Origin of the sequence: Serratia sp. NPDC078593 (assembly GCF_050268245.1) — a bacterium.
In the GTDB taxonomy this organism is placed as follows: domain Bacteria; phylum Pseudomonadota; class Gammaproteobacteria; order Enterobacterales; family Enterobacteriaceae; genus JBNNGK01.
The window spans coordinates 153,011-166,255 of sequence record NZ_JBNNGK010000003.1; the positions used below are offsets into that span (position 1 = coordinate 153,011).

At 53.0% G+C, this 13,245-nt stretch carries 12 protein-coding genes; all 12 read left to right on the top strand.

What is annotated here, in order from left to right; translation table 11 throughout:
* Positions 1 to 829: 829 nt before the first annotated feature.
* The 12 genes from flhD to cheZ all read left to right on the top strand — a co-directional run bounded on the left by flhD (position 830) and on the right by cheZ (position 12,930).
* The gene (gene flhD / locus ACQKDS_RS04835; protein WP_399666686.1) at positions 830 to 1,180 is read left to right on the top strand and encodes a flagellar transcriptional regulator FlhD; all 351 of its coding nucleotides are present in this window, start codon (positions 830 to 832) and stop codon (positions 1,178 to 1,180) included.
* Between the two features lie 2 nt (positions 1,181 to 1,182).
* A complete protein-coding gene (gene flhC, locus ACQKDS_RS04840; RefSeq protein ID WP_399666683.1) occupies positions 1,183 to 1,764 on the top strand; it encodes a flagellar transcriptional regulator FlhC in 582 nt (193 codons plus the stop codon).
* A gap of 150 nt (positions 1,765 to 1,914) precedes the next feature.
* Positions 1,915 to 2,805, top strand: a complete 891-nt coding sequence (gene motA / locus ACQKDS_RS04845) for a flagellar motor stator protein MotA (RefSeq protein ID WP_399666680.1) — start codon at positions 1,915 to 1,917, stop codon at positions 2,803 to 2,805.
* On the top strand, positions 2,802 to 3,788 hold the full coding sequence (motB, locus tag ACQKDS_RS04850) for a flagellar motor protein MotB (protein WP_399666677.1): 987 nt from the start codon (positions 2,802 to 2,804) through the stop codon (positions 3,786 to 3,788). Before motA ends, motB begins: the two co-directional genes overlap by 4 nt.
* Positions 3,789 to 3,792: 4 nt before the next feature.
* Positions 3,793 to 5,793 carry a chemotaxis protein CheA gene (gene cheA, locus ACQKDS_RS04855; RefSeq protein ID WP_399666674.1) on the top strand — a complete coding sequence of 667 codons (2,001 nt, stop codon included), beginning with the start codon at positions 3,793 to 3,795 and terminating at the stop codon, positions 5,791 to 5,793.
* Positions 5,794 to 5,817: 24 nt separating this feature from the next.
* Entirely contained in the window at positions 5,818 to 6,318 is a 501-nt protein-coding gene (gene cheW, locus ACQKDS_RS04860; RefSeq protein WP_399666671.1) for a chemotaxis protein CheW, read from the top strand.
* Positions 6,319 to 6,479: 161 nt separating this feature from the next.
* A complete protein-coding gene (locus ACQKDS_RS04865; RefSeq protein WP_399666668.1) occupies positions 6,480 to 8,147 on the top strand; it encodes a methyl-accepting chemotaxis protein in 1,668 nt (555 codons plus the stop codon).
* A gap of 110 nt (positions 8,148 to 8,257) precedes the next feature.
* Positions 8,258 to 9,883 (top strand): methyl-accepting chemotaxis protein, encoded by a 1,626-nt coding sequence (locus tag ACQKDS_RS04870; protein WP_399666665.1) that lies wholly within the window; start codon positions 8,258 to 8,260, stop codon positions 9,881 to 9,883.
* A gap of 24 nt (positions 9,884 to 9,907) precedes the next feature.
* Positions 9,908 to 10,768 carry a protein-glutamate O-methyltransferase CheR gene (gene cheR / locus ACQKDS_RS04875; RefSeq protein WP_399666661.1) on the top strand — a complete coding sequence of 287 codons (861 nt, stop codon included), beginning with the start codon at positions 9,908 to 9,910 and terminating at the stop codon, positions 10,766 to 10,768.
* Positions 10,768 to 11,817 carry a chemotaxis response regulator protein-glutamate methylesterase gene (locus ACQKDS_RS04880; protein ID WP_399666658.1) on the top strand — a complete coding sequence of 350 codons (1,050 nt, stop codon included), beginning with the start codon at positions 10,768 to 10,770 and terminating at the stop codon, positions 11,815 to 11,817. Before cheR ends, ACQKDS_RS04880 begins: the two co-directional genes overlap by 1 nt.
* 66 nt (positions 11,818 to 11,883) lie before the next feature.
* Positions 11,884 to 12,273: a chemotaxis response regulator CheY gene (gene cheY / locus ACQKDS_RS04885; RefSeq protein WP_399666655.1), complete on the top strand. Its 390-nt coding sequence runs from the start codon at positions 11,884 to 11,886 to the stop codon at positions 12,271 to 12,273.
* 12 nt (positions 12,274 to 12,285) lie between these two features.
* Positions 12,286 to 12,930, top strand: a complete 645-nt coding sequence (gene cheZ / locus ACQKDS_RS04890; protein ID WP_399666652.1) for a protein phosphatase CheZ — start codon at positions 12,286 to 12,288, stop codon at positions 12,928 to 12,930.
* Positions 12,931 to 13,245: the final 315 nt, after the last annotated feature.

Below are 13,245 nucleotides of genomic sequence, written 5' to 3' on the forward strand. Positions count from 1 at the left end.
TTAAAATACTAAAGTTATAAATTACCCAGCCGATAACCCGTTTTAGCCAGTTTTTTTTCTTGAAATTAGCGGACGATTTTTTATATCACCGACACGGCTCGTTACGTTTGTTTGCTTGTTGATGACGAAGCAACAGCCTGGTTAGCGGAAATAATCACCAGACGAAATATAAATCAGGATTGCGCCGCTTTTATGTAGCAAGGTTGTTATCATAAAACCATGTGATTTCTATGCGTTATTTTTTGCTAGCGATATATTATTGTTAGTTAAATGGTTATTTGTTCTGTGTTTACCCGATAGATACAGATTTTTGAGCTGTTATTTTGGTTTGGTAATGCTTTTGTTCGAATTGATCTAAAAAAGATAATTTTTTGGCGGATAAACTTGGTTTTTAAGACGTTTTTTTACTTGTGTTTGTTTATTAAGCAAAAAAATGAGTAAAAAATAGACGTGGCAGCCAATATTTGAGTTAAATATTTTTTATTTTTGTGATCTTTATCACATTGTATTTAAAATTGCCGCTGACTTACATTGTGTGTGCTAATGGTTCAGGGGTAGAGTTGTATTGCTTTAGGAATAATCTTATTAATTTTGTAAAAATAGTTTCATGGTGACTCAGCACTATCGAAGCACAATGCTGTACATCCGTACACATTGATTGTGTACGCATCAAATACTGCATGACGGTCCGAATAAGTTAAACGGCAAAGATTTTCTTGGCCGGCAATCAGGGATTCATTTGCCAACTTTGGGAACACTCCCAGGTCACGGGCGATAAAATTATCACCCAGCGTATGTTTTTAAACATAAGTCTGTCGGGATGGGGAATATGGGTACGTCTGAATTACTTAAGCATATTTATGATATTAATTTGTCATATTTACTTTTAGCACAGCGTTTGATTAATGATGAAAAAGCCTCGGCGATGTTTCGTTTAGGAATCGATGAAACGATGGCCGATGCACTGTCGCAGCTGACTTTACCGCAGATGGTCAAATTGGCGGAAACTAACCAACTGGTTTGTCACTTCCGTTTTAACGATCACAACACCATTGCGCATCTCACCAAAGAGTCGCGGGTAGACGATCTACAGCAAATCCACACGGGGATTTTGCTATCAAGCCATTTACTGCAAGAGCTTACCGGTAAAGACGGAAGCGCGACGAAGAAAAGAGCCTGAAAATGGTAGAGAAAAGTATTGTTCAGGAAGCTAAAGATATACAGCTTGCCATGGAGCTGATTACACTTGGGGCGCGTTTACAGATGTTGGAAAGCGAAACGCAACTCAGTCGTGGACGGTTGATCAAGCTATATAAGGAATTGCGAGGCAGCCCGCCGCCCAAAGGCATGTTGCCGTTCTCTACGGATTGGTTTATGACCTGGGAACAAAACATCCATTCTTCGATGTTTTATAACGCCTATTTATTCTTGCTGAAAAGCGGCCAATGCACGGGCGTTGAAGCGGTCGTTAAGGCTTATCGGCTGTATTTGGAGCAATGCCCCGAACAGCCCGGAGAGGCACCATTGCTGGCCTTAACCCGTGCCTGGACGCTGGTGCGTTTTGTTGATAGCGGCATGTTGCAGCTTTCCGCATGCAATTGTTGCGGTGGTACGTTTATCACCCACGCGCACCAGCCGTTAAACAGTTTTGTTTGCAGTTTATGCCAGCCCCCATCCCGCGCAGTAAAAAGACGTAAACTTTCGCCGCAACTGGCCGATATTATACCACAACTGCCGGACGAGCCGGTTAAACGCGCGATTTAAGTCAGGCACAACCGCGACTTACAACATTGAAAACGTGCTTCATCCGTAGGGGCGGGTAACCGAGCCCGTCTGGCGTAGCCTGCTACGCCACTACGGCTGTACCGTGCGCTTATCCTGCTGCCATCCACACTGTTAATTTAAGGAATGCGTGTGTTAGTTATTTTGGGTTATCTCGTGGTATTGGGCGCGGTATTTGGCGGCTACATGATTGTCGGTGGGCATCTTGGGGCGCTTTATCAACCTGCGGAATTCCTGATTATCGGCGGTGCCGGTGTGGGCGCGTTCATCGTTGGTAACAACGGCAAAGCCATCAAATCCACGCTGCGTGCCTTACCCAAACTCATGCGCCGTTCTAAATACAGCAAAGAACTGTACATGGATCTGATGGCTTTGCTGTTCCGGCTACTGGCCAAATCACGCCAGCAGGGCATGTTGTCCCTGGAGTTCGATATTGATAATCCGCAAGAAAGTGAAATTTTCTCTAATTATCCGCGCATCCTTGCCGATAACCATCTGGTGGAATTTATTACCGACTATCTACGGTTGATGGTAAGCGGAAACATGAATGCGTTTGAGATTGAAGCGCTGATGGATGAAGAGATCGAAACCTTCGAGCAAGAGAGTGAAGTCCCTGCGGGTAGCCTGGCGATGGTTGGCGATTCATTGCCCGCGTTCGGTATCGTGGCGGCGGTGATGGGGGTGGTACACGCGCTGGCTTCTGCCGATCGACCCGCCGCCGAATTGGGCGCGTTGATCGCCAATGCCATGGTGGGTACCTTCCTGGGGATTTTGCTGGCGTATGGATTTATCTCGCCGTTGGCGACGCTATTGCGGCAAAAGAGCGCGGAGAACGTCAAGATGATGCAGTGCATTAAGGTGACGCTGCTGTCTAGTTTGAATGGTTACGCGCCACAAATCGCCGTCGAATTCGGTCGAAAAACCCTGTACACCACCGAACGGCCCTCTTTCGTTGAGCTGGAAGAGCATGTGCGCCGAGTAAAAGCCCCGGCCCAGCAGGCGACGGAAGAAGAGCAGGCATGAAACAAAATCATCCGGTCATTTTGGTGCGCAAACGCAAAGCGCATCAGGCTGCCCACCACGGCGGTTCATGGAAGATTGCCTATGCCGACTTTATGACGGCCATGATGGCGTTCTTTTTGGTGATGTGGTTGCTGGCGATCGCCAGCCCGCAGGAGTTGACGCAAATTGCCGAGTATTTTCGTACGCCGCTGAAAGTGGCATTGACCAACGGCAACAAAAGCAGTTCGGAAAGCAGCCCGATTCCTGGCGGTGGTGACGATCCAACGCAGCAGGACGGGCTGGTGCATAAGCGCATCGACTCACCCGAGAAGAAGGCGGAGGAACTGCGGCTTAATAAACTGCGTGAACGGCTGGATGCGCTGATTGAGTCCGATCCGAGACTGAAAGCGTTACGCCCGCATTTGCTGATTAACATGATGGACGAGGGGTTGCGCATTCAAATTATTGATAGCCAAAACCGACCGATGTTTAAAACCGGCAGCGCGCAGGTGGAAAGCTACATGCGCGATATTTTGCGTGCAATTGCGCCCATCCTCAACGATCTGCCCAATAAAATCAGCCTATCGGGGCACACCGACGATCTCCCTTACGCTACAGGTGAACGCTATTACAGTAACTGGGAGCTGTCTGCCGATCGGGCGAATGCCTCGCGCCGTGAGCTGATCGCGGGCGGTTTGGCAGACGGTAAAGTGCTGCGTGTCGTGGGCATGGCCTCCACCATGAGCCTCAAACAGCACGGCGCGGATGATGCGATTAACCGCCGCATTACTATTTTGGTGCTGAATAAACAAACGCAGCAGGACATCGAACATGAAAACGCGAAAAGTAACGCTACCGAGATTGGTCAACCTGAAGCACTGAAACAATTAGCACCAACGGCGACCGCACCGGCCAGCGTAGCGCCACCGGCTGCGCCGACCATTGCCCTTCCGGCCGCGCCGGAAGCCACGCCTTCGACTAACAGCGACTCACAGCAGAGGTGATCCCGTGAGCATGGATATTAGCGCTTTTTATCAGACCTTTTTTGATGAAGCAGACGAGTTGCTGGCCGATATGGAGCAGCATCTGCTGGAGCTCGATCCGCTAGCCCCCGATATTGAGCCACTGAATGCCATCTTCCGTGCGGCGCACTCGATAAAAGGCGGCGCGGCAACCTTCGGTTTTTCGGTGTTGCAGGAAACCACGCACTTGTTGGAGAACCTGCTGGACAGCGCGCGGCGTCAGGAAATGAACCTGAGTACCGAGATTATCAACCTGTTTCTGGAAACCAAAGACATTATGCAGGAGCAACTGGACGCCTATAAAACGTCGCAACAGCCTGATGCCGACAGTTTTGAATACATTTGTCAGGCACTGCGGCAGCTTGCTTTAGACGCGCAGCAACAAGAGGCTCCCGCTGCGCCCATGGTGTGTGAGCCGCGCCCGGCGGTCATGCCTACCGCCATCGACGGCGGCATGCGTATTACGCTGAGCGGTTTAAAACCCAGCGAGATCCCGCTGATGCTGGAAGAACTGGGTAACCTAGGGGAAGTGAAAAATCCGCAGCAGGGTGAAAGCAGCCTCGCGGTGACGCTATTGACCACTGCCAGTGAAGATGACATCAGTGCGGTATTGTGCTTCGTGCTGGAGCCAGAGCAAATCAGCTTTAGCATTGCTGAACCGAGCGTGACCTCCCCAGCCGAGCTGGCGGTAGTTGAGACCTTTGCACCGGCGCCTGATGCGCCATCTCAGGTGCCGGCGGTAAAAGCCAGCGCGCCAACGGTGAACGCCGATGCACCAAGGGCGCGCGCTAAGAGCAGTGAATCGACCAGCATTCGCGTTGCCGTAGAGAAAGTTGATCAGTTGATTAATTTAGTGGGCGAATTGGTGATCACGCAATCTATGCTGGCACAGCGCTCCGGCACCTTGGATCCGGTTAATCACGGTGATTTGCTCAACAGCATGAGTCAGTTGGAGCGTAACGCTCGCGACTTACAAGAGTCGGTGATGTCAATTCGTATGATGCCGATGGAGTACGTGTTCAGCCGCTTCCCGCGTTTAGTGCGTGATTTGGCCAGTAAACTGGATAAACAGGTCGAATTGACGTTACAGGGCAGTTCGACCGAGCTGGATAAAAGCCTGATTGAACGGATTATCGATCCATTAACGCATTTAGTGCGTAATAGTCTGGATCACGGCATTGAGGACCCGGCCACGCGTGAAGCGGCGGGTAAGTCTGCGGTCGGTAATTTGGTGCTGTCTGCTGAACATCAGAGCGGCAATATCTGTATTGAAGTGACTGACGATGGCGCCGGGCTTAACCGACAGAAAATTCTGGCGAAGGCCGCCTCGCAAGGGTTAGCGGTCAGCGACGCGATGAGTGACGAAGACGTCGGAATGCTGATCTTTGCGCCGGGCTTTTCGACGGCAGAGCAAGTGACGGATGTCTCTGGGCGTGGCGTGGGCATGGATGTGGTGAAGCGGAATATACAGGAAATGGGCGGCCACGTTGAGATTCATTCGCAGGCCGGGAAGGGCACCGCGATCCGTATCCTGCTGCCATTAACCTTGGCGATCCTCGACGGCATGTCAGTGAAGGTCAACGATGAAGTGTTCATTTTGCCACTCAATGCCGTGATGGAATCGTTACAGCCGCAGGCGGAAGATCTGCACCCGATGGCCGGTGGTGAACGGGTGTTGCAGGTGCGGGGCGAATACTTGCCGTTGGTGGAGCTGTATCGGGTGTTCGACGTGGCCGGGGCGAAGACCGAAGCCACGCAGGGCATCGTGGTCATTTTGCAAAGTGCTGGCCGCCGCTATGCGCTACTGGTGGATCAACTGATCGGCCAACATCAGGTGGTGGTGAAAAACCTGGAAAGTAACTACCGCAAAGTACCGGGTATTTCCGCCGCGACGATCTTGGGCGATGGCAGCGTCGCGTTGATCGTCGATGTCTCGGCACTGCAAACGCTAAACCGTGAAAAACTGTTGACCGACACGGCTGCATAACAACTGATTGATGAGGCAAATAACATGGCTGGATTGGCGAACGTTAGCAAATTAGCTGGTGAAACGGTAGGGCAGGAATTCCTGATTTTTACCTTGGGAAATGAAGAGTATGGCATTGATATTCTTAAAGTACAGGAAATACGCGGTTACGATCAGGTGACACGCATCGCTAACACGCCTGCTTTTATCAAAGGGGTGACCAACCTGCGCGGTGTGATTGTGCCGATTATCGATCTGCGGGTAAAGTTCGACCAACAGGACGTTTCATACGATGAAAACACTGTGGTGATCGTACTCAACTTTGGGCAGCGAGTGGTGGGGATCGTGGTTGATGGCGTCTCTGATGTTTTGTCGTTGACCACCGAACAAATTCGCCCGGCACCGGAGTTTGCCGTCACGCTGGCGACGGAATACCTGACTGGTTTGGGGTCATTGGGCGAACGTATGCTGATCCTGGTGGATATTGAAAAGTTACTGAGCAGCGAAGAGATGTCGCTGGTCGACAGCGCCGCTAAAAGCGCCTGATGTCGATACGTGAGGCGTAGCCTGCTGCGCCTCGTCACCGTGGTTTTCCCTTCTTCGCAAAATAGTCGGTTATCACCATAAAGTTCTCCTCTCTAGCGCCGATAACTCTGACAGTCAACGTACTCAGAGTCTGTTTTAGCAGGCTTTCAAGAAGGGAAAACATGTTTAATCGTATGAAGGTGGTCACCAGCTTGTTGCTGGTGTTGGTGTTATTTGGCGCCTTGCAACTGGTTTCAGGCGGGCTCTTTTTCTCCTCACTTAAGAGTGACAAAGAAAACTTCAACGTATTGCAGACCATTCGCCAGCAGCAGTCTGAGCTGAATGCCAGTTGGGTCAACCTGCTGCAAACCCGCAACACGCTGAACCGTGCCGGGATTCGCTACATGATGGACACCAATAAAATCGGCAGCGGTGCGTCGGTCGATGAATTGCTGGCCTCGGCCAACAGTACGCTGTCATTAGCGGAAAAACGCTACGCCGCCTATGAAAAAATCCCCTTGAACGCGCGTCAGGATGCGCAAGCCGCGGAACAGCTGAAACAGCAGTACGCTATTTTACACGGAGCCTTGTCTGAGCTGATTCAACTGTTGGGCGAGGGCAAAATCAACGCATTCTTTGACCAGCCAACGCAACGTTACCAAGACACGTTTGAACAGATCTATAACACCTATCTAACGCAAAACGACAAGCTATATAAAAGCGCCGTCGAGGACAGCAACCGCTCATTCACTACCGCAACCTGGACATTGGGTGCAATCCTGCTGGTGGTTCTGGCGGTGATTGTTCTGGTATGGAGCGGGATCCATCACATTCTGGTGCGTCCGCTGAACCGTATTATCGAGCACATCAAGCTGATTGCCGCCGGCGATCTGACGCACAACATTGACGTGACCAGCCGCAATGAAATGGGTGTGCTGGCCGCCAGCTTGAAGCACATGCAAGGCGAATTGGTTGATACGGTCAGCGGCGTACGTCAGGGTGCTGATGCCATCTACAGCGGCGCTTCCGAAATCGCCGCGGGTAATAACGATCTCTCTTCTCGCACCGAGCAGCAAGCGGCATCGCTGGAAGAAACCGCAGCCAGCATGGAGCAGCTCACCGCCACGGTGAAACAGAATGCTGAGAATGCCCGTCAAGCCAGCCAGTTGGCATTGAGCGCGTCGGAAACCGCGCAGAAGGGGGGCAAAGTGGTGGCCAATGTGGTGCAAACCATGCATGACATTGCCGGAAGTTCACAGAAAATCGCCGACATTACCGGTGTGATCGACGGTATTGCCTTCCAAACTAATATCTTGGCGCTGAACGCCGCGGTAGAAGCGGCGCGTGCCGGTGAACAAGGCCGCGGTTTTGCCGTGGTGGCGGGTGAAGTGCGCAATCTGGCACAGCGCAGTGCACAGGCGGCGAAAGAGATTAAAGGCTTGATCGAAGACTCCGTTAGCCGGGTCGATATGGGCTCGGTACTGGTTGAAAGCGCTGGTGAAACCATGGGCGATATCGTGAATGCGGTAACCCGCGTGACCGATATTATGGGCGAGATTGCATCCGCCTCCGATGAGCAAAGTCGCGGTATCGATCAGGTGGGGCAGGCGGTATCCGAAATGGATCGCGTCACCCAGCAAAATGCCTCATTGGTGGAAGAGTCTGCTTCCGCTGCCGCTGCGTTGGAAGAGCAGGCCAGCCTGTTGACGCAATCTGTCGCGGTATTCCGCCTGAAAGCGGCCGGACAGGAGGCGTTCAAAGCTCCGGTATCGACCAAAGTCATTACTCCAAGCCCTAACCATAAAAAAATGAACGCCAGCGATCTGCAAGATAACTGGGAAACGTTCTAAAACCGGTATTGGGTAACCCTGCTTGCGCCTTGCTTCCCCTGGTGAGGATGGAAAGTGCAGGGCTACCCCTTTTTCCGAGCTGGCTGAGGCCGGCTGCAAGGAGGTTTACTGTGTTCAACCGAATCCGTATCTCTACCAGTCTGTTCCTGCTACTTCTGTCTTTTTGTGCGCTGCAGTTGATCAGCACCGGTCTGTCGTATACCGCTTTTCGTTCTGATAATCAGAATCTCAATATTATTACGCTTGGCAGCCATCAGCGCGATGCCCTCAGCCTGAGCTGGGTTTCCTTGTTACAGGCACGCAATACGCTTAACCGCGCAGGGACGCGCGCTGCATTAAAGATGCCGCAACCGCAGATCGACGCATTGATGGGCAACGCGCGTCGCTCACTGGAAAAAGCCGACCTCTCCTTTAAACAGTATCTGGCCGTGCCGCGCACGGGTGAGCACGAGCGCCAACTCACGGCAAAGACCGAGGCCCGTTACCAACAGCTGCGTAGTGCTTTACAGGAACTGATCGGCTTTTTGGAGAACGGTAACCTGCAAGCGTTTATGGACCAGCCAACGCAAAAAACGCAGGACCTGTTTGAAGCCGAATTTGTGCAATATCTGCAATGGGTCAATGACAGCATCAATCAAGCCAAAGAGGCGAATCAGCGTGCATATTCCTACTCCATCTGGTTGGTAGCGGCGGCGGTGCTGATGTTGATCGTGGTGACCGGCAGTGCCATGTGGTGGCTGCGAATCCTGTTATTGCGCCCGCTGGCGATGATGCGCAACCACTTTGAACGCATTGCCGCGGGCGACTTGGCCGCGCCGATCGAGGTTTATGGCCGTAATGAGATCAGCATGCTGTTTGGCAGCCTACAACGTATGCAACAGTCGCTAATCGGCACGGTGGGCGCGGTGCGCGATGGGGCGGAATCGATCCTGATTGGCCTGCAAGACATCGCTGAAGGTAACAACGACCTCTCTTCACGCACCGAACAACAAGCCGCATCGTTGGAAGAAACCGCAGCCAGCATGGAGCAACTGACCGCCACGGTGAAACAAAATGCCGACAACGCCCGTCAGGCTTCGCAACTGGCGCGTGAGGCCTCCGGAACGGCCGCCAAAGGCGGTGAGTTAGCGGCGGATGTCGTGACCACCATGCAAGATATTGCCAGTAGTTCGCAGAAAATCGGTGCAATTACCAGCGTAATCGATGGCATTGCCTTCCAAACTAACATTTTGGCGCTGAACGCGGCGGTAGAAGCGGCGCGCGCCGGTGAGCAGGGGCGTGGATTCGCCGTGGTTGCCGGTGAGGTGCGTAACCTCGCCAGCCGCAGCGCTCAAGCGGCGAAAGAAATAAAAGGCTTGATTGATGAGTCAGTCGATCGGGTGAAGCAGGGATCGGTGCTGGTTGAGCATTCCGGCTCAACCATGCAGGACATCGTGCGTTCGGTGACGCGCGTGACCGACATCATGGGGGAAATCGCCTCCGCATCCGATGAACAAAGCCGTGGTATTGAACAAGTGACATTGGCGGTCACCCAAATGGATCAGGTCACGCAGCAAAATGCGGCATTGGTGCAAGAGTCGGCCTCTGCGGCGGCCACGTTGGAGGATCAGGCGATTACCTTGGCTGATGCGGTGTCGGTGTTCCGCTTGGCAGACGATAACGTCAGCGTCGTGAACGCTGACAACGGCGCAACTTCCCTTGAGGTAAAGGAATCATCAGATTGTCAAAAAGCATGAGCTTGATTGGATGGGGGGGATGAGATGAAGTCAGCCTCATCCCTGCAAAGTCCGTTACTGTCGCAGATGGCGCAGCGTTTATCGCTGTCGGACGTCCATTTTCGCCGTATCAGTCAGTTGATCTATCAGCGTGCCGGTATTGTGCTGGCGGAACACAAACGTGAAATGGTTTACAACCGCTTGGTGCGCCGTCTGCGTTTGCTGGGATTACATGATTTTGGTGACTACCTGGCGCTGTTGGAGAGCGATCCCAACAGTGCCGAATGGCAAGCCTTTATCAATGCTTTGACCACCAATTTGACGGCTTTTTTTCGCGAAGCACATCACTTCCCTATTTTGGCGGAACATGCGCGTTCACGACCCAATGGTTACAGCGTTTGGAGCACGGCAGCGTCGACCGGCGAAGAGCCGTACTCGATCGCTATCACGCTGAATGAAGCGCTGGGGCAACGAGTGAGCGGCTGTCAGGTATGGGCTAGCGATATTGATACGCAGGTGTTAGCAAAAGCCGAAGCGGGTGTCTATCGGCAAGAGGATTTGCGCACGCTGACCCCGGGGCAGCTACAGCGTTATTTTTTGCGTGGTACCGGGCCGCATCAAGGGCTGGTACGGGTACGGCCAGAATTGGCCGGGCAGGTTCATTTTCAAGCGCTGAATCTATTGGCACCGGAATGGGCATTGCCAGGCCAATTTGATGCCATTTTTTGTCGCAACGTCATGATCTATTTCGATAAGGCGACGCAGGAACGCATTTTGCGCCGTTTTGTCCCCTTGCTGAAGCCGGGCGGGCTGATGTTTGCCGGTCACTCCGAGAACTTTAGCCAGATCAGCCGGGATTTCTACTTGCGTGGGCAGACCGTGTATGGACTGACCAAGGAGAGGTAATGAATAAAATCAGAGTATTAAGCGTAGATGATTCGGCACTGATGCGGCAGTTGATGACCGAAATTGTGAACAGCCATCCCGATATGGAGATGGTGGCAACGGCACCGGACCCGTTGGTGGCGCGCGATCTGATCAAAAAAGTCAATCCGCAGGTGTTAACACTGGACGTTGAAATGCCACGCATGGACGGTTTGGATTTTCTTGAAAAACTGATGCGCCTGCGGCCGATGCCGGTGGTGATGGTGTCATCGTTGACCGGTAAAGGATCGGAAATCACCTTGCGCGCGTTGGAGCTGGGGGCGATTGATTTTGTCACCAAACCGCAGCTGGGTATCCGCGAAGGCATGCTGGCCTACAGCGAGCTGATTGCCGAAAAGATCCGTACCGCCGCCAAGGCACGTCTGACACCGCGCTGCCAGGCACCGACGCCGGAAATTCTCAGCCATACCCCGTTGTTGAGCAGTGAAAAACTGATTGCCATCGGCGCGTCGACCGGCGGCACCGAGGCGATCCGGCAGGTATTGCAACCGCTGCCTGCCACCAGCCCGGCGCTATTGATCACGCAGCATATGCCACCGGGTTTTACCCGCTCGTTTGCCGAACGGCTCAACAAACTGTGCCAGATTACGGTGAAAGAGGCGGAGGATGGCGAGCGCGTGCTACCCGGCCATGCCTATATCGCACCGGGCGACCGCCATCTGGAACTCACCCGCAGCGGGGCCAACTACCAGGTGAAGTTGCACGATGGCCCGGCGGTGAATCGCCACCGTCCGTCGGTGGATGTGCTGTTCCGCTCGGTCGCGCACTGCGCGGGGCGCAACGCGCTGGGGGTGATCCTAACCGGTATGGGTAATGACGGTGCGGCGGGGATGTTGGAAATGCACCGTGCAGGGGCGTATACGCTGGCACAAAACGAAGCCAGCTGTGTGGTATTTGGTATGCCGCGTGAGGCGATAGCCAGCGGCGGTGTCAACGAAGTGGTGGAACTGGAACGCATCAGTCAGCGCATGTTGGCGCAGATCGCTGGCGGGCAAGCGTTACGGATTTAATATTGAGCGGTATTTTTTTGACCGCAGTTATCGGTAAAAGTAGCAACCTTAGGAGTCACAAGCACAATGGCGGATAAGAATCTCAGATTTTTGGTGGTAGACGATTTTTCAACCATGCGTCGCATCGTCAGAAATTTATTGAAAGAGTTGGGTTTTAACAACGTAGAAGAAGCGGAAGACGGCGCGGATGCGCTCAATAAACTGCGTGCGGGCGGTTTTGATTTTGTGGTTTCCGACTGGAATATGCCCAACATGGACGGCTTGGAGCTGTTACAAACGATCCGCGCCGACGGTCAGTTGGCCGCCTTGCCGGTACTGATGGTGACGGCGGAAGCTAAAAAAGAAAATATCATCGCTGCCGCGCAGGCGGGTGCCAGCGGTTATGTGGTGAAACCTTTTACGGCAGCGACGCTGGAAGAGAAACTCAATAAGATCTTTGAAAAACTGGGCATGTAAGGAGAAGCGGCAATGAGAGATATTCCGATGCCTGCCAGCGATGCAGCGACTGCCGGAGAGATTATCTCCCGCATCGGCCAGTTGACCCGGATGTTGCGTGACAGCATGCGCGAACTGGGGCTTGATCAAGCGATCGCACAGGCAGCAGAGGCGATCCCGGATGCTCGCGATCGTCTGGACTATGTGGTCACGATGACGGCGCAGGCGGCGGAACGGGCGCTGAACTGTGTAGAAGCGGCGCAACCGCGCCAGGCCGAGTTGGAATCGCAGGCCAAAACGCTGAAAGGGCGTTGGGATGATTGGTTTGCCAACCCGATAGAATTGGCCGACGCGCGCGAATTGGTCACCGATACCCGCCAGTATCTGGAGCGGGTGCCGGAGCATACCGCTTTTACCAATGCGCAACTGCTGGAAATCATGATGGCGCAGGACTTCCAAGATCTGACCGGCCAGGTCATCAAGCGCATGATGGACGTGGTGCAGGAGATTGAGAAACAGTTGTTGATGGTACTGATGGAGAATATCCCAGAGCCAGAAGCGCGCGCCAAACGTGCTAATGAAGAACTGCTTAACGGCCCGCAGCTCGACGCGACCGCAGCCGGTGTGGTTGCAAGCCAGGATCAGGTAGACGACTTGCTGGACAGCCTCGGGTTTTGATCGACATTGGGCGTAGGTGACTGCGCCCAATGAAATATCCCGTCCTACTTCACGTTGCTAGGGTGTTAGCTGCCTTTCTTCACCCTAGTTACAGAGTCACCTATGCTCCCAGGGATTCATTCAGTTACCGCCGACAAGCAACTCGAATTAGAAGCATCACCGTGTGTGAACGAAACGACAGACGCCCGTTAACAGTGCTATTGGGGCGTGCATCAGGCCAATTTTTATCCATCCTTTAAATAACCTATCTTTTCCTCCGCTGTTCCATCAATGAATTCAGCCATTTTTTGGCATGCTGGCTCGAATTTTATTCCT

Bases quoted from the DNA above. Each gene is read 5' to 3' on its own strand.
- flhD (WP_399666686.1), top strand. From the start codon at position 830: ATGGGTACGTCTGAATTACTTAAGCATATTTATGATATTAATTTGTCA.
- flhC (WP_399666683.1), top strand. From the start codon at position 1,183: ATGGTAGAGAAAAGTATTGTTCAGGAAGCTAAAGATATACAGCTTGCC.
- motB (WP_399666677.1), top strand. From the start codon at position 2,802: ATGAAACAAAATCATCCGGTCATTTTGGTGCGCAAACGCAAAGCGCAT.
- cheW (WP_399666671.1), top strand. From the start codon at position 5,818: ATGGCTGGATTGGCGAACGTTAGCAAATTAGCTGGTGAAACGGTAGGG.
- ACQKDS_RS04865 (WP_399666668.1), top strand. From the start codon at position 6,480: ATGTTTAATCGTATGAAGGTGGTCACCAGCTTGTTGCTGGTGTTGGTG.
- cheR (WP_399666661.1), top strand. From the start codon at position 9,908: ATGAAGTCAGCCTCATCCCTGCAAAGTCCGTTACTGTCGCAGATGGCG.
- ACQKDS_RS04880 (WP_399666658.1), top strand. From the start codon at position 10,768: ATGAATAAAATCAGAGTATTAAGCGTAGATGATTCGGCACTGATGCGG.
- cheY (WP_399666655.1), top strand. From the start codon at position 11,884: ATGGCGGATAAGAATCTCAGATTTTTGGTGGTAGACGATTTTTCAACC.
- cheZ (WP_399666652.1), top strand. From the start codon at position 12,286: ATGAGAGATATTCCGATGCCTGCCAGCGATGCAGCGACTGCCGGAGAG.